17 protein-coding genes are annotated in these 19,394 nt (G+C 54.8%); 7 read left to right on the top strand and 10 right to left on the bottom strand.

Annotated features, from left to right (window positions below; translation table 11 throughout):
• Positions 1 to 27: 27 nt before the first annotated feature.
• A complete protein-coding gene (locus XM38_RS04670; protein WP_088429218.1) occupies positions 28 to 618 on the bottom strand; it encodes a Uma2 family endonuclease in 591 nt (196 codons plus the stop codon).
• A gap of 114 nt (positions 619 to 732) precedes the next feature.
• The gene (locus XM38_RS04665) at positions 733 to 2,952 is read right to left on the bottom strand and encodes a WD40 repeat domain-containing protein (protein ID WP_187329278.1); all 2,220 of its coding nucleotides are present in this window, start codon (positions 2,950 to 2,952) and stop codon (positions 733 to 735) included.
• Positions 2,953 to 3,126: 174 nt separating this feature from the next.
• Here XM38_RS04665 and XM38_RS04660 point away from each other — a divergent pair, with 174 nt between their 5' ends.
• The gene (locus XM38_RS04660; protein WP_088429214.1) at positions 3,127 to 3,606 is read left to right on the top strand and encodes a DUF29 domain-containing protein; all 480 of its coding nucleotides are present in this window, start codon (positions 3,127 to 3,129) and stop codon (positions 3,604 to 3,606) included.
• A 403-nt stretch (positions 3,607 to 4,009) separates the two neighbouring features.
• The gene (locus tag XM38_RS04655; protein WP_080809257.1) at positions 4,010 to 4,630 is read left to right on the top strand and encodes a hypothetical protein; all 621 of its coding nucleotides are present in this window, start codon (positions 4,010 to 4,012) and stop codon (positions 4,628 to 4,630) included.
• Between the two features lie 12 nt (positions 4,631 to 4,642).
• On the opposite strand, the gene XM38_RS04650 is transcribed toward XM38_RS04655, so the two are convergent.
• Complete coding sequence (locus XM38_RS04650) at positions 4,643 to 5,347, bottom strand: glutathione S-transferase family protein (RefSeq protein WP_088429212.1); 705 nt, start codon at positions 5,345 to 5,347, stop codon at positions 4,643 to 4,645.
• Between the two features lie 266 nt (positions 5,348 to 5,613).
• Positions 5,614 to 6,237, bottom strand: a complete 624-nt coding sequence (locus tag XM38_RS04645) for a class I SAM-dependent methyltransferase (RefSeq protein WP_080809262.1) — start codon at positions 6,235 to 6,237, stop codon at positions 5,614 to 5,616.
• Between the two features lie 155 nt (positions 6,238 to 6,392).
• Here XM38_RS04645 and XM38_RS04640 point away from each other — a divergent pair, with 155 nt between their 5' ends.
• From XM38_RS04640 to XM38_RS25735, 4 genes are all read left to right on the top strand, one after another.
• Positions 6,393 to 7,055: a DUF3122 domain-containing protein gene (locus XM38_RS04640; protein ID WP_202978824.1), complete on the top strand. Its 663-nt coding sequence runs from the start codon at positions 6,393 to 6,395 to the stop codon at positions 7,053 to 7,055.
• Positions 7,056 to 7,285: 230 nt separating this feature from the next.
• Entirely contained in the window at positions 7,286 to 7,756 is a 471-nt protein-coding gene (locus XM38_RS04630) for a Dps family protein (protein WP_080809574.1), read from the top strand.
• A 110-nt stretch (positions 7,757 to 7,866) separates the two neighbouring features.
• Positions 7,867 to 8,049, top strand: coding sequence for a pentapeptide repeat-containing protein (locus XM38_RS26785; RefSeq protein ID WP_088429210.1), 183 nt, complete (start codon positions 7,867 to 7,869; stop codon positions 8,047 to 8,049).
• Positions 8,027 to 8,203: a hypothetical protein gene (locus XM38_RS25735; protein WP_187329277.1), complete on the top strand. Its 177-nt coding sequence runs from the start codon at positions 8,027 to 8,029 to the stop codon at positions 8,201 to 8,203. Before XM38_RS26785 ends, XM38_RS25735 begins: the two co-directional genes overlap by 23 nt.
• Here the strand turns inward: XM38_RS25735 and XM38_RS04620 are convergent.
• From XM38_RS04620 to XM38_RS04610, 3 genes are all read right to left on the bottom strand, one after another.
• Positions 8,197 to 8,934: a Uma2 family endonuclease gene (locus tag XM38_RS04620; RefSeq protein ID WP_080809576.1), complete on the bottom strand. Its 738-nt coding sequence runs from the start codon at positions 8,932 to 8,934 to the stop codon at positions 8,197 to 8,199. The genes XM38_RS25735 and XM38_RS04620 overlap by 7 nt on opposite strands.
• 263 nt (positions 8,935 to 9,197) lie before the next feature.
• Entirely contained in the window at positions 9,198 to 12,029 is a 2,832-nt protein-coding gene (locus XM38_RS04615) for a CHAT domain-containing protein (protein WP_187329276.1), read from the bottom strand.
• 922 nt (positions 12,030 to 12,951) lie between these two features.
• Positions 12,952 to 13,692: an SIMPL domain-containing protein gene (locus XM38_RS04610; protein WP_080809579.1), complete on the bottom strand. Its 741-nt coding sequence runs from the start codon at positions 13,690 to 13,692 to the stop codon at positions 12,952 to 12,954.
• A gap of 358 nt (positions 13,693 to 14,050) precedes the next feature.
• Here XM38_RS04610 and XM38_RS04605 point away from each other — a divergent pair, with 358 nt between their 5' ends.
• Positions 14,051 to 16,579 (top strand): glycogen/starch/alpha-glucan phosphorylase, encoded by a 2,529-nt coding sequence (locus XM38_RS04605; protein WP_088429206.1) that lies wholly within the window; start codon positions 14,051 to 14,053, stop codon positions 16,577 to 16,579.
• A 350-nt stretch (positions 16,580 to 16,929) separates the two neighbouring features.
• On the opposite strand, the gene XM38_RS04600 is transcribed toward XM38_RS04605, so the two are convergent.
• From XM38_RS04600 to XM38_RS04590, 3 genes are all read right to left on the bottom strand, one after another.
• A complete protein-coding gene (locus XM38_RS04600; RefSeq protein WP_080809281.1) occupies positions 16,930 to 17,850 on the bottom strand; it encodes an NAD(+) kinase in 921 nt (306 codons plus the stop codon).
• A 400-nt stretch (positions 17,851 to 18,250) separates the two neighbouring features.
• Positions 18,251 to 18,556 carry an NADH-quinone oxidoreductase subunit NuoK gene (gene nuoK, locus XM38_RS04595; RefSeq protein ID WP_080809284.1) on the bottom strand — a complete coding sequence of 102 codons (306 nt, stop codon included), beginning with the start codon at positions 18,554 to 18,556 and terminating at the stop codon, positions 18,251 to 18,253.
• Positions 18,557 to 18,670: 114 nt separating this feature from the next.
• A complete protein-coding gene (locus XM38_RS04590) occupies positions 18,671 to 19,300 on the bottom strand; it encodes an NADH-quinone oxidoreductase subunit J (protein ID WP_080809287.1) in 630 nt (209 codons plus the stop codon).
• Positions 19,301 to 19,394: the final 94 nt, after the last annotated feature.

Below are 19,394 nucleotides of genomic sequence, written 5' to 3'. Positions count from 1 at the left end.
TGGGCGTTGGTGCAGCCTGTCTTCTCTTTATTCATCCTCAAACCGATTAAGTGACAACACGAACCCTGGCAGCACAGATTCACCTGAAAGTTCAGTAGGCAGCGACTCTGCCACTTTCTCCTGACCCTGTCGATAAATCTCAACCTGCTGGTCTTGAGGGTTGATGAGCCAACCGAGACGTACACCACTGTCCATGTACTCCTGCATCTTCTCCTGAAGCATGGAGAGAGAATCGGTGGGAGAACGCAACTCAATCACAAAGTCTGGGGCAATGGGCGGAAACTTCCGGCGTTGTTCTGGCGTCAATGCCTGCCAGCGAGACAGTTCTACCCAAGCGGCATCAGGAGAGCGGTCTCCTCCTCCAGGTAACTTAAACAGTGTTGACGAGCTGAAGACTTTGCCCAGTTTGGTGCGGCGATTCCAAATAGTAAGGTCGGTGCCGAGTTCAAGCTCTTGGTTTCCACCATCCCCCCCTACTGGTGACATGAGAATTAAGGCTCCTTGGGCATCGCGCTCAACGGTCAAGTCTGGATTATTGATACAGAGTTGGTAAAACTGTTCATCGCTGAGATGAACGTGCCGCAAATCGATTTTGAGGGGCAAGGTTAGCGAGGTCACGGTCTTAGTTCACCAGAGAGCAGGGATGCTTAGGCAGCTGTCATGATTATCGCATTGGGGTATTGCGGGGGGCGATGCGTGCTTCGTCCCGATTCCTCTACTTTTTCAGATCGCTTAATCATCCGTGAGAAAAGGATTGTCCCCTGTTTTGAGAGCATTGATCCAGGCTTGACCTTGGATGACGCGGTCTTGACTACGCCCTGGAACGTCAATGTAGGCTTGGAAGCTTTCAATGGACCCTTCAAGATCGCCATCTAGAGCCAGCACGATGCCGCGACTATCTAATGTGGAAACCCCGCCAAAATAGGCTTTGTTCTCACAGGCAAAACGAACTGTAGTCGCTTGACCCTGTACGCTCCCAAACCAACAGAGTGTGTCCCAAACTCTCCGATCAACTTCAAGGTCAGGATCTAAGTCCTGAGCCGTTTGATAGGCTTGGGCGGCTGCCTCTACATCACCATTTTTTACCTGTTGCTGTCCTGCTGCCAGATGTCCAGGAGCTGAAAACCGATTAGCTACTGCTTTGGCATCTTGGTCGATTTCTTCTGTGTCTGGATTGAGGTCAATCGTGGGATCGAGGTCTAGTGCCTCTTCCAAGGTCTGAACGGCGGCTTTGAGCTTGAGCTGTTGAGCCTGCAGTTGCCCTCGCTGCTGTAGACTGAGCGCTACGTATCGACGGGCGATCAGATCCGCATCTTGCTCAACCGCATCCGTTTGTGGATCAAGGTCAACCTCAGCGTCAAGCTCTAAAGCTCTTTCATAGGCTTGAGTGGCATCTTCAAGTTTGAGCTGATGTGCGAGTCGCTGTCCTTCTGTGAGACTATAAGCTGCTGAAAATTTTCGGGCCATCTGAGTTGCATTTTGCTCATGCTCAGGTGTCTCTGGATCAAGATCGACATCGGGATTCCACGTGAGTGCTGTTGCCAATTGTTGCTGGGCAAGTTGCACATTACCTGTCCGTGCAGTCTGCATCGCTGTTTTCACCAAGTAGGAAGCAGCCTTTGGCAATAGGTCTGGGCGTTGGCAGTTTTCTAGCTCCATTAACGCATCGGGATGAAGCGTCAAATAATCGGCTAACCAGTCACACCCTTGAGCTAGCAAATCATCAAGCGTGCGGGCGATTCGCCAAACCTTTGCGGTGCTGTCACCAGATGCTGAAATCAAATATTGACCATCAGGACTGAAAGCAACGCCAGTGACCACTTCCTCATGCCCTTTAAATTCGCCAATTAGGTTACCGTCCAAATCCCACAGGCGAGCATAGCCCTCTGAAGTTCCTGTGGCAATGGAGTCACCATCCGGGCTAAACGCCACTGTCCAAACCCGACCATGGTGTTTTTGAAAGGAATGAATTAGATTTCCCTGTACATCCCAGAGTTTCACTGTGCTGTCATCAGAAGCGGTGACTAGCATAGTGCCATCCGGGCTGAAGCTAATGCCATTTACCCCATCGGCGTGACCTTCAAACTCAGCAAGTAAGTTACCGTCTAAATCCCAAAGGCGAGCGAGTGTGTCTTCTGAAGTTGTGGCAAAGGTTTGGCCGTCGGGACTGAACGCTACATCTCGAATCCATTCATCATGGTTAACAACCGCCTGAACATTGCCCTCTAAGTCCCAGAGTTTAGCAGTGGTGTCATCAGAACCGCTGAGACCATATTTCCCGTCCGGGCTTAGGTCAAGCCCAAGAACTCTTTGTCCATGCATTGCAAAGCGGTTGACCAGATTGCCTTCTGCATCCCAAAGCTGAATGTCGCCATCTATCGTTGATGTCGCAATAGTGTTGCCGCCAGGACTATAGACAACATCATTGAAGACTTGGTTAGTAGGCAATTCTAGACGCCGAATTTCTGCGCCTGACCGATCCCAGATGCGGGTTGTACCATCCACAGAAGCCGTCGCAATCTGAGTACCGTCAGAACTAACATCCACGTTCCAAAGAGCGTCTGTGTGGGTGTCTAACTGAGCTATTGCTTTGTTCATTAATGACCACACTCGAACCTGACCATCACCTGCGACGGCAGCTAGAGTATGTCCATCCGGACTAAAGCGAGCCCTATTGACGGTTCCGACATGACCTGGCAAAGTTTGTACAACATTTCCGTCTAAATCCCAAATTTTGGCAATGCCTCCAGAAGACCCAGCGGCAAATTGTTGACCATCCGGGCGAAAGTCAACCGATTCAATCCATCCGTTTAAGTCATCGTCATCAATCGTTGTCGATGTTTGGTTTTCTAAATTCCAGAGGCGAATTGAATAGTCAGCAGAACCGGAGACAAGATAGTTCCCTGTTGGGCTAAATCGAACGCTTCTAACATATAGCAACCCCTGAGGCATCGTTACATTCAGGGGATGCAAACGGCACAATTCGGCTCTGTTGTCCTGACCTCGAGAACGCTTGGCAGGCTTTGAGCTTCTATCACTCAACTGGGTTCGCCACCCAAGCGGAAAATCCCGTACCCGATTTAACCGTGCCACAATGGGACTAATTATCCACGCTGTCACAGTGCTATGGTGACCCATCCCACTCAATCTGAGTTAGCCACTCTCTACGAACGTGATATCGCCCTTTGGTCAAATTTAATGGCTGATCTGCTGCGTCGGGGCCAATTTGACCAGCTGGATTTGGAGCATTTAATTGAAGAGGTGATTGATTTGGGGCGTCGAGAGCGCGATCGCCTGGTGAGTGCTGTGCGGTTAATCTTGCATCACCTGCTGAAATGGCACTATCAACCCGAGCGGCGATCGCGGAGTTGGGTGAAAACGATACAACGAGAGCGCATCAACAGTCAGAGCTATTTGGAAGACACTCCGAGTTTGAAGCGGATCCAAACTCAGGACTGGTTGCAGAAGATATATAAAATCGCTCGCAAAGAGGCCGCTCTGGAAACTGAACTGTCCCTCGATACTTTTCCTGAGGACTGTCCCTACTCTTGGGAGCAGGTTTTCGATGAGGGGTTTCCTGAGGATCTGGGGTATCGTTTCAAGTAGTTGGCTAAATAAACGTATCCGCCCCCTCAATACCCGCTTCAATTTCCGCCCACCAATCCGCCGTCAGGGGAATATTCTCCCAATCGACCCAGGCGTCATACTTGCCTCTCGACTAGGGCGTCGTTGAGCACCTGCACAAAGGCTTTATCTCGACGGGAGTATGAGATAAAAACGTCGGTCATGGTGGGGCTGCTAGAAGGGCATAGACGTTGCTTCAAAGTATGGGGGATCCATTCCAGACTGGCCTGATTTCTCAAGCTTTCTTAGAGGATATTTTGGGAGAGATATCGGCGACATACTCCCGCTACCCATAACTGCCAGCCAAGTCTCTGGTGCATTCTTGCGATAATGGAGCTAGGTCCAGCTCGATTCACTGTGTCGTTCTACATCCTGAGGCTCCATCATGCCCAGACCTCCCATCATTCAAGCGGATCAGTCCTACACCTTTGCCGACTACTTCCGACTAAATTTTGCCCCGGGCGACATTCTGGGCTACTTCGATGCCACGCTACAGAAGCAGTTTCTATCTTTGCCTCAGCACCAAGCTTCATTAGACCGATTGCCGGATCTACGGCGACGCATCGAAGAAAGCCTGCCCCGCCTGAGCCTGACCAGCGAGATGGCCCGTCGGGAGTTTTTAATTGCGCCGGTGTTGATGGAGGTGCTGCACTACACTGAGGCGACTCTGAATGTGGAGTATCCCGTGGCCGTCAGTAACTTATTGAAGGGCTCGCTAGATTATTTTTTGCGATCGCACCAGAACCTGTTGGTCATCGAGGCCAAGAACGAAGACCTAGAGCGGGGCTTTGTACAGCTGGCCGTTGAGTTCATCGCCCTTGACCAGTGGTTAGAGACCGAGGAATCGATGCTGCTGGGGGCAGTGTCGACGGGAACCATCTGGCAATTTGGCCAATTCCATCGCGCTAGCCGACAGGTCACCCAAGACTTAACCCTGTATCGAGTGCCCACCGATCTGGAAGACTTGATGCGGATCTTGGTGGGGATTTTGCGGGGGGAAGGCTAAGCATTCTTCCGATCAGAGTGACTGCCAGAAGCGAGCCTGCATGCGATCGCAATAGTCCTTCAGGTTTTCAAACTGGCGGGTATAGTCTGAAATCACCGAGGGCAACTCCACTCGCACTAGATTCACCAGGAAGGCATAGCCAATGGCATCTAAGCTAGTGGGGCTATCACCCAGCAGGAAGGGCTTGTCCCGCAAGAAATCGCTGAGGGCCTTGACATCGCGGCGGCCAATCTCATAGATCTCGTTGCGGTTGTGATGCCCCATGCCATGGCCATAGAGGTTGCGCAGCGCATCTCGGCGCACCAACCCTGGCACAATTGACCGCAAAACCGGCGGCAGACTCGAGAAGTAAAGCTCACGGATCACGGCCCAATTTTCATCCTCGGCCCAGCGGCTGTAGAGCATGACCCAGTAGAGGTTTTCCTCCATCAATCGCCGGAAGGCCAAAGAAATTCCCTGGTCTGGCAGCGATAGATGCCGATCCAACGGATCGCCGTAGGTGTCCTTGAGGTAATCGATGATGAAGCCCGAGTCGGCAACGATGCGATCGCCATCGACGATATACGGCAGCTTTTTCTTTGGCGCCTTGCGCACATCGGCGTTGAGATCCACCTCATAGGGCAGCCCTACCATGCGTAGGTAGGTTTCTAGCTTCAGGCAGAAGGGGCTGGGATTACGCACCCCTAAGCAGGGTTGGAACTGATACAGGGTAATCATGGGGCAACTCTTAGAGGACATTTGAAAACTCGGCTGAAAGCCCTGCAGGGTAAGCGTTTTAGAGCGTATGGCTCTGTTGACCAGAATCCAGTCTGGAGCAAGGTTGCAGGGTACTTTCCAAATATCCTCTTACATAGATATCTGGGGAGCCAATCAATACTGTAGGCCCTCTGCCAAGATTCTGATGTTGTGCTGTGATCATGACACCTGGCCCAACTTGCGATAGAGCTAATGGATGGCAGAGCGATCGCCCATCACTCCAAAGCTTACTCTCCTCGTGGATGCAAGCAGGAAGCCAGTACAAGTGATCTCATGCCACAGCGTTGATCTTGAGCAACATACTCAACCTGGCAAAACCCAGCCTCGATCAAGATGCTCTTGTATTCTGTGGGGTCCAAGCTCGAGTGATACACCCGTTGTCCTTCAACCTGCCCGAGCACTTCGCCAGCTGTGTGGCCAACGGTCAACAGTAGCGCACCACCAGATTTTAGGTGCGTCACAAATCGCATCAAGGTGAGCCGTTGCTCGGCTGGATTTAGATGAAAGAAACTGTCCCAACCGATGATGCCATCAAAGGTTTGGTTGAGGCTTAGTTCTCGCATGTCCATCTGAATCCAGGTCATTGCCGGGAATCGAGTCCGCGCAATCTCTATCATGGCTTTCGCCGCATCGACTCCAGTGAGGGCGAAGTTGCGTTCAATAAAATACCGAGCAATGGGGTCACCACCACCACACCCGACATCGAGAACTGTGCCGTAAGGCGGAATGGCAGCGGTAAATTTGTCTAGCCATACTCGTTCGTTCAGTGTTCGAGGACGATGTCGATCCCAAGACCCTGCTTGGGTTTCGTAGACTTCTATCGTACGTCGGTGAATTTCACTCAATTTCATAACAGGGCTTACTCGTCACGTTTGAGTGCAACGTAGCACCCCCGACTCAATCCGTGGCTTGAGCGCTGGATGCTCATCGCTTTAAAATTAAGGAGCTATCCAGTATCCAGATCCCAGCCGCGATGCCAGCTGATTCACCCTGCCGGAGGTTCACTATGCGGCGCCAATGTCATGGCCTCAGACTGCGAGGGCTGTTCTTGGCCGTGGTGGCGATGATCGTCCTCGTCAGCACTATCGTAGGGCCCGTACAGCCAGCCTATGCCGATATTCACCAGGTGCAGGAAGGCCCCAGCCAAGTGGTCTATCAATCGCGGCAGAAGTTATTTGATCGCAATAATGTTCCTTGGCAAGCCATCGCCTTCAAGCGCATCCCTGCCGAGGGAGATGCCATCGTCAGGCTGAGGCTGGTGGGCTTTCCTGGCTCGGTGGAGTTATTTCATTCCCATCCCCTCACTATCACCTTGCCCAGTGGCAGCACCTTTACCGCTGAGGATGTCTCCAGCGAACTGTTTACCAGCGGCGAGCCGGCGGGCAATGTGGGCCAATACGATATTGGCTCTGTGATTACCCAGTTGCCGGAAACACTGACAGTAGAATTTTCCGTGCCCACCGTTGATGAGACGGAAGTGCAACTGACGGTGTCGCCCTTGGCGATTCAGGAGTGGAAACAGTTGGCAGCACAGATGCCCTCTGACTCCTCTAATTCCTCTGACTCCTCTAATTCCTCTGACTCCTCTAATTCCTCTGACTCCTCTAATTCCTCTGACTCCTCTAATTCCTCTGACTCGTCTGATTCCTCTGACGTATCGACAGACTAACAGCAGCTGCGAGAGTCGCTTTATAGCCACCGCCACAACAATTTTGCGGTAGACGAGCCAGTCAGCTTCCTAGACTGGGCCATTGAGCCAACCATCAGTCCACACGGGACACCACGGCCCCCGCCACCGTAGCTTCGCTTTACAATCTTGATGGGTAGCAACCGCCCTCGAGTGTAAGTAAGGATAGTGACACTATGGCTAAGACCACTGCCACCGCTGACAGCAAAGCGATGCCCATCAACATTGGCATCGAGGAGACCAAGCGACAGGAGATTGCCGAGGGGTTGTCTAGACTCTTGGCCGATACCTACACCCTGTACCTGAAGACCCATAATTTCCATTGGAATGTGACCGGCCCCATGTTCCAAACCCTGCACCTGATGTTCGAAGAGCAGTACAACGAGCTGGCCCTGGCCGTCGATCAGGTGGCGGAGCGAATTCGGGCCCTAGGATTTCCAGCCCCAGGCACCTATAAAGAATTCGCCCAGCTCTCCTCCATCGATGAGGAAGAGGGGGTGCCCAGTGCCGAGGAGATGATTCGCCAGCTGGTGGCAGGGCAGGAAGCCGTGGTCCGCACAGCTCGGTCGGTGTTCCCAGTGGTGGATGAGGTTCAGGATGAACCCACTGCCGACCTGTTGACCCAGCGCATGCAGGTGCATGAGAAAACTGCTTGGATGCTGAGAAGTCTCTTGGCTCAGTAAGACCAGGGGGCGACGTTACCGCCCCCACTCACGATTCCAGCCGTAGCCCAGTTTGATCTGGGCTTCTCTACTATTTACTTAATCTATAAAAGGAAATGTAGTTATTAACCATGGTGGGGGGCTTTGTCGCTGCCACCGATGCGATCGCATCCACTGGGCCAGCGACCAGATCGAAGTCCATGTCTGCAAAGATAGCAGCCGCTCTGCGCGGGGCCGATCTCACCGGCACCAGCCTCAGTCAGGCCGACCTGCGAGGAGCCACCATGCCTGATGGGCAACCCTACGACGGCTAAGGGAGTTGCGCCTAAAAAACATCCCATCTCCCCTACCCTCCGGGAAGCCGCTACCGCGTCTACACCCCATCACCCCATCACCCCATCACCCCATCACCCCATCACCTGCTATCCCCTCGATGGGTACTTTATCTTGACGCGAATCCCTTATTGAATATCGTCCGGGTCAACTCCCAACTCTCGTAGCTTAGCGGCGAGTCTCTCATTGCGCTGCTGTTCCGCTTCGGCACGTTGTCGTTCTGTCTCGACCCGCTGCCGTTCCAATGCAGCAGTCTCTTCAGGGCTAGCAACCAGATCTCCCTCCGGTGTGAAAAACCGCAGCTGCCCTTGATGGATGCCCAGATAGAGCCCTAATTGCTGACTCCAGCGCCAGCCCTGTTCCGTGGGGGCAATGGGCTGATAGGTGCCATCCACCAGATGAAAGCCTTCAAACTCCAAGCTGTAGGGATCGAACCAGAAATAATCGAGGGTACGAAAAATATCTTGGTAGATCTGCTTTTTCAGGCCGCGGTCAGTATTGGCCGTCGACTCCGACAGCAACTCCACAATCACATGGGGATACTTGCCATCTTCTTCCCACACCACCCAACTCTTGCGGGGTTTGCGCTCGGTGTCTAAGACGACAAAAAAGTCTGGGCCTCTAAAATCGCTGGATTTGCTCTGATTGGGACTGTAGTAAATGGTCAGATTACCGGACGCATAGAAGTCTTGTCGATCTCGCCACAACCACTTCAGCAGCCGAATCAGCAAATCAATTTGGTCACGGTGGAGGTCAGTTTCCAAGGGCGGCTCGTCGCTGTAGAGATCTCCGGGCGGGAAAGGAATAGCGTCGGATGATACCTGAGCTGATTGGGGGTGTTGAGTTTCAGAGGTCGAGACAGCCATGGGCATCAACCGTTCTCACAAGTATCCCCAGTGTAGCAAGGGCAGACCTGGGCACAGCCCGCTACCCATCAGGATGAAGGAGCCCAGTCGTAGGGGGGGTCATAATCTACGCGGTCCCCATAGACATTTGTCTGGGACGCCACCATTTTTGGCCGGGACCCATAGAGTTTTATGCGGTCCCCAACGATTTTTTCGTGGTTCTTCTCTATGGCTGAGCAGGACCCGCCAACTCTACTGACATCCTGATCGGGTCAACGCTATCCTTACAAGCCATTGCCGATGAGGATAAACGGGGCCCAGTAGTAAGGATGGGCCAGGCTATCGCCAATGGGCTGGCCGGTGACGGTGCTGACGACCTCGATGGTGCCGCGCTCACCACCGACAATACTCATGTCATCGGCGATTAATGCCTGCTGGGCTCGCTGTAGCGCCTCCGCCTTGGAGTAGCCATTCTGCAAGGCCAAATAAAAGGCATCCATCAGCGCCTGGGTACCGCCATCACTCACCTGCCACAGCGAGGCGATGGCCGCTTCAGCTCCAGCCTCCTGCATCAGATAGCCGAAGCCGAGAATCTCTTCCCCATTGCCCAGGGTGGGGCCGCCTAGCCCTGTCTCACAGGCGCTGAGCACGATCAGATCCACCTGGTTAAATCGTCCCTGCCAGTCGGCCTTGATCTCCTGCAAGCTGAGGGTATCGCCATTGCCAAACAGAATAAACGAGTCCCGCGATGAGCCGGAGACAAAGGTGGCGTGGGTGGCCAGATGAACAATGGTATGGCTATCCATAGCTGGCTCGAGGGCGCTGCGGCTAAAGGCCTGGTTGATAAATTGGGTGGTGCCGGGAAACCGCTCGGCCAGGGTGGCCACCTCGCGACCGGCGAAGGGCAGACCGTCGAAGGGAAAGATGCGATCGCGGGCCTGCACCTCATAGAACCCCTCACTGAAAGCCGCCGCCAGAATCCGGGGCTGCGGGTCGGGCCGCAGGGTGAAGTCTTGCAGGCTGGCGGCAGTGATGTGGTTAATGGCAAAGCGCTCTGCCAGCCATTGCTCACCATCATGGAGGGCGGCCAGGGGAATGTAGCGCAATACCCCATCCGGGGCATAGAGCATCGTCTCGGCGCCGATGGCCTCTAAGTCCTCGGCCATGGGGGCAATCAGCCATTCATAGAGTTGCTGGGCCAACGGTCGCGGATCGCTGCTGGGGTCATCCAGCGCTCGCCGAAAAGCCAGCACTGTCTCGTTCAACTCGGCTTTACTCACAGGCACTGGGAAGCGAGCCGGTTCACTGAAGGGGGTGACCAGCACCAGCTCCAGCCGCTCCTCTAAAATCAGCGGGTAGATCAGCACGGCAGTCTGGTCAATGGCCCGCAGGTTGTTCTGCAAGTTGATGAACTCATCCAGCTCCGCCAGCACATCCTGCTCCTGCACATCGCTCTGCAGCTGCGCCACCAGGGCCTGGATCTCGGGACTGTCGATGAAGGCACGAAAGTCCTGAATGACATCTTGTTGGGCCGCATCCAGCTCCGCCAGCCGCTGCTTTTGGGCCTCTGACAATTCTGCATAGGGCATATCTCGCAACTGGGCCAGTTCATAGCCGATGGCGATGGTGCGGTTACGAATCTGGCGTTCCGGATCGAGTAAATCCACCCCGCTTTCAGTTTGGGCGGTGCTGCGCACCCCCTGCAAATATTCATCCAGCTCCTGCACCTTCAGCAAATCCAGCACCCGCTGCGCCTCCAGGATGCGGTCTTGCTGCAGCAGCATATCCGCCAGTTTGCGATAGCTGCTGGCAATGCTGTCGGTAAAGGCTTGTTGGTCCTCAACGGATAACCCACCAATGTCCCCCCGCATCGCTTCCCACTGGTTTACCGATTGCTTCAAGAAAACGATGGCCAGCTCCGGCTGCTCTAGGTCTTCCAGCACATAGCCGAGGTTATTGAGTCTGATGGCTCTGCCGTTGCGATCGCCAATCTCCTGGGCAATCGCCAGGGCCTCCTGGTAGGTGCCCAGGGCCTGCTGATACTGGCCCAGATTGTCATACACCAAGCCAATGTTGTTGCGGGTGACCCCCTCCCCCGGCGTCGCCGATCTCCTGGCGGATGGCCAGGGCCTCCTGGTAATAGTCCAGGGCCGACTCATATTGGCCCAGATTGTCATACACCGCCCCAATGTTGTTGCGGGTGGTGCCCTCGCCGCTGCGGTCGCCGATCTCCTGGCGGATGGCCAGGGCCTCCTGGTAATAGTCCAGGGCCTGCTCATACTGGCCCAGATTGCGATATATCGCCCCAATGTTTGTTGAGGGTGACCCCTTTCCCCAGCGCGATCGCCAATCTCCTGACGGATGGCCAGGGCCTCCTGGTAGTAGTCCAGGGCCTGCTCATATTGCCCCAGGTTGCGATACACCGCCCCAATGTTGTTGAGGGTGACCCCTTCCCCCTTGCGATCGCCAATCTCCTGAAGGATGGCCAGGGCGTCCTGGTAGTAGCCCAGGGCCTGCTCATATTGGCCCAGGTTGTCATACACCAAGCCAATGTTGTTGAGGGTTTGGCCAACCCCTTGACGATCGCCAATCTCCTGGCGAATGGCGAGGGCGTCCTGGTAATAGCCCAGGGCCTGCTCATATTGGCCCAGATTGTGGTACACCGCCCCAATGTTGTTGAGGGTGACGCCCTCTCCCCAGCGATCCTGAATCGTCTGCTGAATCGCTAGCGCAGCCTCGTAATAGTCCAGGGCTTGAGGATATCGGCCAAAGCTGCGCGAGATTTCCCCCAGTCCGGTCAACGTATTCGCTTCGCCGCGCTGACTGGCCTGCGGAAAGGCCGTCCGCACGTCAGGGGCCTGGTAGAGGGCCAGGGCTTGTTGTAGCCGCTCCCAGGCTGCCTGATAATCACTGACTCGCCATAGCTGAAACGCTTCATCGAACAGGGCATCGGCTTCAGCTTTGCGGTCTTCAGCGCTTTCACCTTGGGCCAAGCGGTCGGCGATGTGAACCGGAAGCCGTTCTCGATGCTCTTTGGCTGTTCCGGGGTTCTCGAGGGTAGCCACCATCACGGCGGCGAGGGCAAGCAAGCCGAGTAGCTGGGCTGGGTAACGCATGGGGCTGGGCTCCGATCCTGGGGTTGACACCAGCATATATGTCTCAGCCGCAAGGACTTATTCAGGTTTGTAGAATCTTGTTGGCCTGAGTCTCGCTGGCTTCGACTCCGCTCAGCCAGCGAGCAATGGGTAGGGTGGGCAAGTTCATTGCCGCTGCTCCCAGCAATGGTCAAGGCTCTTGGCTGGCCCACCAATCTTTCGCAAAGGTGGGCATTGAGTAGATGAATGACGAGTATCATGAGGCCTTAGAAAAGGCAATGCCCACACTACGAATACTCCTACTTGTCGGTGAGGGGTGGTCACGCTCGCTAAGGCCACGCTGAATTAGGTAGCTCGGGGTGCTCACCCGAGGGATTTCGTTCCCCTCGGACTCCGACATCCAGAGCGAACCGCCTGTGATGTATGGCTTTCAGCCAGGCTTCGCCAAGCGCGACTGGGGTTGACACCAGCATATATGTCTGGGCAGCTAGGACTTATTCAGGTTGATAGAATCTTTCATTGGCAGACTCCGAGACAACCATCATGCCGCAACGCCCTCTGCCTGGATTCCGGGTCGCGCTGCCCTTGCCCGGAATGACGGTAATCTTTATCGTGATGATGTTGAGGCCTGAAGACAACGTACTCCTGTCATTCCCGCGGAGGCGGGAATCCAGAGCGTCAAGCTTGGCTGGATTCAGAGCGAGCAATGGGTAGGGTGGGCAAGTTCATTGCCGCTGCTCCCAGCAATGGTCAAGGCTCTTGGCTGGCCCACCAATCTTTCGCAAAGGTGGGCATTGAGTAGATGAATGACGAGTATCATTAGGCCCTAGAAAAGGCAATGCCCACACTACGAATACTCCTACTTGTCGGTTTGGTCAGATGCCATGGCGCTTCAGGGCCTGCCTAGCTGCTCTGGGGCGGCGCAGCCAATGACCATCGCATTTTAGTAGCGAATCTGCAGCGTTACTCTGGCCTCAACGGTCTGTTCACCACCGACTACCGGAGTAGACACATCGGCTTCGGCGGCAGACAGGCGGGCCTGACGGGGCAGGGGAATGGGCATGGGGGTCTCGGCGCCGTTGATCTGAATGCTGACGATTTCCTGGGGGCCGAGATTCAGCACCTGCAACACCGTATTGGCCTGCTGCTGAGCGTCTTCGGTGGCTTCTCGTAGGGCGCTTTGGCGGGCCGTGGCCAGGGCCTCGTCGGTGGCGACGAATTGAATCCCTTGAATCTGGTTGGCTCCGGCGGCAATGGCCTGATCGATTAAGGGGCCAGCCGCATCGGTGGCAATGCGAAACCGGACGGTGTTGCTACCGCGGTAGCCGATGATGTCGGCCTGGCCATTGTCATAGTCGTACTGGGGATAGAGTTGAATGCCGGTGGTTTCTAATTTGTCCACGTTGCGATCGCGCAATAGCTCTACCACCGCAGCCGTCCGCTGGGCCACTTGTTGCTGCACCTGCTCTGCCTCACGACCGTTGACCTCAACCCCTAAATCCACTTGAGTCAGGGTGGTTTGCACGGACTCACGACCCTGACCAGTGACTGTCAGGGTACGCAGAATCGGTTCCTGGGCCGTGGCGGTTAAGAGGCCTTGGCTGCCTAGGCTCAGGGTAGTGGCTAGGGTGCAGCCCAGCAGAATGCTAGACAGGGGCCAGGACCAGGGGGATCTCGATCTCATATCAGGGGTCTCCAGAAAATTCATGTCCTCACTGTGTCATAGCCAGGGGACAGGCTGAGATGGGTTGCAGAAATAGAAACCTGAAGATTAGGAATGGCGGCATCCGCTGTAGAGCTGGGGACGAGGGGGATCATCCAGGAGGGGGAGTGTCAGCAAATAGGGCTTAGATTAAACAACTGTCACGAAATATAGCGACTTGTAACCTATCGGCGAGACTTTAATGCGGCATTTAAAGATTCCACAATGTCTGCCTCAATCCCTGCCAAGATTTGGTCCGTGCAGTGTAGAGTAAGGCTTTCATCACCCATATCTAGTTACCTATCTAGCCATGGGTTGAGGCTCCAACTACGAGATTTTTATGCAACCCGCTGCCAATCTGAATCATGCGGCTGTTCAAGTCGAGGACGACCGCACGGGTCTCACCCCTGAGACCCTGAAACGTGCATTTTTAGACAATTTGTTCTATATCCAAGGCAAGTTTCCCCGCTTGGCGACCCAGCATGACTACTACATGGCATTGGCCTATACGGTACGCGATCGCCTATTGCAGCGCTGGATCAGTACCGCAGCCGCCTATACAGAGCAAGGGTCTCGGACGGTGGCCTACCTGTCGGCTGAGTTCCTGATGGGGCCACAACTGGGCCACAACCTGGTTAACTTGGGGATTTACGACATCGTTCAGCAAGCCGTGGCTGACCTCGGGCTCAACCTAGATGAGCTGATGGAACAGGAGGCAGAGCCGGGGCTAGGTAACGGGGGCTTGGGCCGATTAGCCGCCTGTTACCTCGACTCCATGGCCACCTTGGAGGTCCCGAGTCTTGGCTATGGCATTCGCTATGAATTCGGCATCTTCCGGCAAGATATCCGCAACGGTCAGCAGGTAGAAGTGACCGATAAGTGGCTGCGCCTGGGCAATCCCTGGGAGCTGCCGCGGCCGGAGTGGGCTGTGGATGTGAAACTAGGGGGCCATACGGAAGCCTATACCGACCGTAGCGGCCGCTATCGAGTCCGCTGGATCCCCTACCAGGTGATCAAAGGGGTGCCCTACGATATGCCCATTGCCGGATATCGTACCAATACCTGTAACACCTTGCGACTATGGTCGGCCCAGGCCCCAGAAGCCTTCGACTTTGAGATATTTAACTCGGGCGATTATCTGGGGGCAGTGCAAGACAAGCTCTCCTCGGAGAACCTCTCCAAGGTGCTGTACCCCAATGACAATATTTCCCAGGGCAAGCGCCTGCGGTTGGCGCAACAGATCTTCTTCGTGTCCTGTTCCTTGCAGGATATGCTGCGGATTTTGGCCCGCCAGGGGTTGGCGTTGAGTCAGTTTTCGCAGAAATTCGTGATTCAGCTCAATGACACCCATCCGGCGGTTACAGTAGCTGAGTTGATGCGATTACTCATGGATGAGCATGGCCTCAGCTGGGATGCGGCTTGGGACATTACCCAGCGCAGCATTGCCTATACCAACCACACGCTGATGCCAGAGGCCCTGGAGAAGTGGCCCGTAGACATGTTTGGCCAGCTATTGCCGCGGCATCTGGAGATCATCTATGAGATCAACCATCGCTTCCTGGAGCAGGTGCGAGCCAGGTTCCCAGACGATAGCGATCGCCTACGCCGGTTGTCGCTGATTGATGAATCGGGCGAACGATATGTGCGCATGGCCCATTTGGCCTGTGTCGGCAGTTTCTCCATCAATGGGGTGGCGGCTCTGCATACCGAGCTGCTGAAGCAGGATGTGCTGAAGGACTTCTATGAGCTGTATCCAGAGAAGTTCAACAGCAAGACCAATGGGGTGACGCCCCGCCGGTTTATGGTGCTAAGTAACCCCCGCCAAACCGAAATGCTGAATCGCACCATCGGCGACACCTGGGTCAGTCGCTTGGATGAGTTAAAACGCCTGGAGGCCAAGGCGGAGGATCCCAGCTTTCAGCATGATTGGCACATGATTAAGCAGGCCAATAAGGGGGATCTGGCCAACTACATGGCTAAGCAGAATGGCTTGGTGATCAATCCTGAGTCGCTGTTTGATGTGCAGGTGAAGCGCATCCACGAGTATAAGCGGCAGCATCTGAATGTGCTGCACATTATCACCCTGTATCACCGTCTGAAAGCCAGCCCCAACCTGGAGGTGCCACCGCGGACATTTATCTTCGGCGGCAAGGCAGCTCCTGGCTACCACGTGGCCAAGCTGATGATTCGGCTGGTGAATGGGGTAGCGGAAGTGATCAACCACGATCCGGCCATGCGGGATCGGCTGAAGGTGGTCTTCCTGAGGAACTTCAATGTCAGATTGGCCCAGCGGATTTATCCGGCGGCGGATCTCTCGGAGCAGATTTCCATGGCCGGTAAGGAAGCCTCGGGCACTGGCAATATGAAGTTTGCCCTGAATGGGGCGGTGACCATTGGCACCTTGGACGGGGCCAATGTGGAGATTCGCGATGAGGTGGGGGCAGAGAATTTCTTCCTGTTTGGCCTCACTGCCCCTGAGGTCTATGCCCTCAAGGCCCAGGGCTATAACCCTTGGGACTATTATCAAGGCGATCCAGAACTGAAGCAGGCCCTGGATAGCATTCTGGTGGGAACCTTCAGCCGTGGTGATGGGGAGGTGTTTAAGCCCTTGATAGATTCTCTATTGAACTGGGATCCCTACCTATTGTTGGCCGATTACCAGGACTATGTGGCTTGCCAAGAACGGGTGGGACAGGCCTTTTGCGATCGCACCCACTGGACCCGCATGTCCATCCTGAATGTGGCTCGCATGGGACTGTTCTCCTCCGATCGCTCTATCCAGGACTACTGCCGAGACGTGTGGCGTACGCCGGCGGTCCCGATTGAGCTGACCGACCATGCCCAACTGGGAGAAACCCTAGCGGTTTAAGGCAGAACACTGAGCTGGGTTGGGTAGAGTCCGTCCTAACCTAAGGGGGTTGCTGGGGGTGAGAGTCAGGAGTCAAACGCTCCTGGCTCTTCGTTTATAATCATTGCCCGCAATGGACGCAGCGCCCTGTTAGTGAGTTCTAGTCGTGTTAACGGACATCAGCGTTGAGAGCTAATTTGCAAAGGAAACCTTAAAGAGCCGTCAAGGCAAGTGTTCTCAAGGCTTCTAGCGATCTTGCAGGAGTGTTCGCGGTGTTTCTGAAAACCTTGCTCTGACGACTGTTTAGGCGGTTTGCAAATCACCTCTAAGCCAGATTTCCCGGTTGGGGAATATGGCGGTGGCTATACACGTCAGTTGCGATGGTTATTGGTGTAGTTGATGCGGGCACCGGCCCAGGCCAGCTTGCCCCGGAGGGTGCGGTAGTAGGAGTAATTCTCCCGCAAGACGATGAACTGAGCCATGCAGTCGGCCTGGCGTACATCCACCCGCTGGCCCGGCCAAATGGCCGTCGATAGGACCCCGTCCATCCAAAGCTTGGTGTTGAGATCGGCATCGGCTAAGGGCCAGACGCTAACCACACTACCAGGAGGCAGCACAATGGGGCGGCTGGAGAGGCTCAAAGGGCAAATCGGAGTCACAATCAGCGCATCCATGCCCGGGTGAACGATGGGACCACCTGACGCCACCGTATAGCCAGTGGAACCGGTGGGGGTGCTAATCAACAGCCCATCTCCCTGATACTGATCCACTACCTCGCCATCGATTTCCATCTCCAGAATGGAGGTGATCATGCGGTCAGGCGAGGCCGGCTTGACACACATCTCATTTAGGGCCAAAAAACAGTCGCTCATGGGCTCTAGATTGGTGCGGTGCCCCCGATGCACCTGAGCCTGGAGCATCATCCGTTGCTGTACGGCAAAACGGTCGTGGAGCAGTCGCTGCCACACCTGCTGGGAATCACTCAATTCTTCGGAGGATTCCGTCAAAAACCCTAGGTGACCGCCTACATTCACGGCCAGAATCGGAATATTGGCCGTAGCCAAGTGACGGGCCGCAGCCAGGGCGGTGCCATCGCCGCCAAACACAATGGCTAAGTCGATGGGCCGATGGGCTGAGGCCAGAAACACTGGATAAGGATTGTCCTTGGGACCACTGGGACCAAGTAAAACCTCACACCCCAGGGCCTCAAGCTCAGCAGCGCATTGCTCGGCCCACTGTTGACTGAGGCGGTTGGTTGCCTTGTGAACGATGATGACTTGCTTCAGCTGCAAAATCTGGCCAAGGTCTCGGCATATTCCCTTGAATTGTAGTGAATTTCGACTGCATCTACGGCCCACATCCGACAAATCCGGAGGGCCGCATAGATGGCGGCACGAATTGGGCCATGATTAATCAGCTCGGGAGCTGCCAAATTCAGATTGGTTGACAACTAGGGGAGGGCCCAACAATCAGGAGCCCGACATCATTTTCAGGACCATTCCTAACTTCTGACGCCTACAGTCTGACTGAGAGGATATTTGGAAAGTACCCTGCAACCTTGCTCCAGACTGGATTCTGGTCAACAGAGCCATACGCTCTAAAACGCTTACCCTGCAGGGCTTTCAGCCGAGTTTTCAAATGTCCTCTGAGGCATCGTTCCCCACTTGGAGTCGGTCTCCCGAGGCCAAGACCTCACCACTTGAGCAAATTAAACTGTTCCATGTCTACGGTGTCGCGGTTGCGATAAATCGCCAAGACAATGGCCAAGCCCACAGCCGCCTCTGCTGCAGCAATGGTGATGACAAACACAGCAAACACCTGACCCTTGGCACTGGCTGGGTCCAAGTAATTGGAGAAGGCCATTAAGTTCAAGTTGACGGCATTGAGCATCAACTCAATGGACATCAACACTCGAATCACATTACGGCTAGTGACAAGGCCATAGACCCCGATGCAGAATAGGGCCGCCGCTAGGATGAGGAAATATTCTAGTTGCATATCACACTGGTAGGGCAGACGTAAGACGTACTCAAACAGTTAGTAGATGGCAGCGCAGGAGGCTATGACCATAGGTCGGGGAATCAGCGGTAGTGTTGCGGCTGCCGTAGTGCGCTAGTCTTCGTCGGAGGGATTGGGGGACGAAGACTGACCAGCCGATACGAGTTCCCGAGGCCGCTCGGCTAGCTTCAATGCTTCTGGTAACATAGGCTCCCCTGGCACCTCATCAGGCAGGTATTCCCGGCGAGCCAGAATAATCGCCCCCACCAGGGCCATCAACAGCAGGACCGACGCCAGCTCAAAGGGCAGCAGATAATCGCTGAAAAAGTGCTCTCCGATCAAAATTGTGGCACTGTCTCCGGCTGGAGCATCCGAAGAAATGGCCCAACCCGTGCTGAGTACCGTTGTAGTTAGTAAGGCAAATAACCCGGCACATACTGCTGCTGTAGCGGCTCGTCCTATCCAAGCCAACTTGACCTGGGGAAATGCCTGTCGCTTATTGACCAGCATGATTCCAAATAGGATCAGTACATTCACCGCTCCCACATAGATCAGAACCTGGGCTGCCGCCACGAAGGCCGCATTTAGGAGAATATATAGCCCGGCCATGCTGATGAACACGCCGCCCAACAGAAAGGCTGAGTAGACGATATTTTCGAGTAGGACCACCCCCAGGGCCGATCCCAACATCATGGCTACTAGCAGGCCAAACGAAACCAGTTGTACCCCTTCGGCAAGCGTCACGGTAGCGGACTCTCCTTCAAATCAGCACTCAATCACTATAACGTTGGCCAGAATGTACCCACTGGTCTCTGACCAGCAATCCAGTGAACTGGCC

It is taken from the genome of Halomicronema hongdechloris C2206, from assembly GCF_002075285.3.
Classification (GTDB): domain Bacteria; phylum Cyanobacteriota; class Cyanobacteriia; order Phormidesmidales; family Phormidesmidaceae; genus Halomicronema_B; species Halomicronema_B hongdechloris.
The sequence above is the reverse complement of the archived record's forward strand: the minus strand, read 5'-3'. Positions and strand labels throughout refer to the sequence as shown.

Bases quoted from the DNA above. Each gene is read 5' to 3' on its own strand.
- XM38_RS04640 (WP_202978824.1), top strand. From the start codon at position 6,393: ATGCGGCGCCAATGTCATGGCCTCAGACTGCGAGGGCTGTTCTTGGCC.
- XM38_RS04610 (WP_080809579.1), bottom strand. From the start codon at position 13,692: ATGAGATCGAGATCCCCCTGGTCCTGGCCCCTGTCTAGCATTCTGCTG.
- XM38_RS04620 (WP_080809576.1), bottom strand. From the start codon at position 8,934: ATGGCTGTCTCGACCTCTGAAACTCAACACCCCCAATCAGCTCAGGTA.
- XM38_RS04660 (WP_088429214.1), top strand. From the start codon at position 3,127: ATGGTGACCCATCCCACTCAATCTGAGTTAGCCACTCTCTACGAACGT.
- XM38_RS04665 (WP_187329278.1), bottom strand. From the start codon at position 2,952: ATGCCTCAGGGGTTGCTATATGTTAGAAGCGTTCGATTTAGCCCAACA.
- XM38_RS04605 (WP_088429206.1), top strand. From the start codon at position 14,051: ATGCAACCCGCTGCCAATCTGAATCATGCGGCTGTTCAAGTCGAGGAC.
- XM38_RS26785 (WP_088429210.1), top strand. From the start codon at position 7,867: ATGGTGGGGGGCTTTGTCGCTGCCACCGATGCGATCGCATCCACTGGG.
- XM38_RS04615 (WP_187329276.1), bottom strand. From the start codon at position 12,029: ATGCGTTACCCAGCCCAGCTACTCGGCTTGCTTGCCCTCGCCGCCGTG.
- XM38_RS25735 (WP_187329277.1), top strand. From the start codon at position 8,027: ATGGGCAACCCTACGACGGCTAAGGGAGTTGCGCCTAAAAAACATCCC.
- XM38_RS04645 (WP_080809262.1), bottom strand. From the start codon at position 6,237: ATGAAATTGAGTGAAATTCACCGACGTACGATAGAAGTCTACGAAACC.
- XM38_RS04655 (WP_080809257.1), top strand. From the start codon at position 4,010: ATGCCCAGACCTCCCATCATTCAAGCGGATCAGTCCTACACCTTTGCC.
- nuoK (WP_080809284.1), bottom strand. From the start codon at position 18,556: ATGCAACTAGAATATTTCCTCATCCTAGCGGCGGCCCTATTCTGCATC.
- XM38_RS04630 (WP_080809574.1), top strand. From the start codon at position 7,286: ATGCCCATCAACATTGGCATCGAGGAGACCAAGCGACAGGAGATTGCC.
- XM38_RS04650 (WP_088429212.1), bottom strand. From the start codon at position 5,347: ATGATTACCCTGTATCAGTTCCAACCCTGCTTAGGGGTGCGTAATCCC.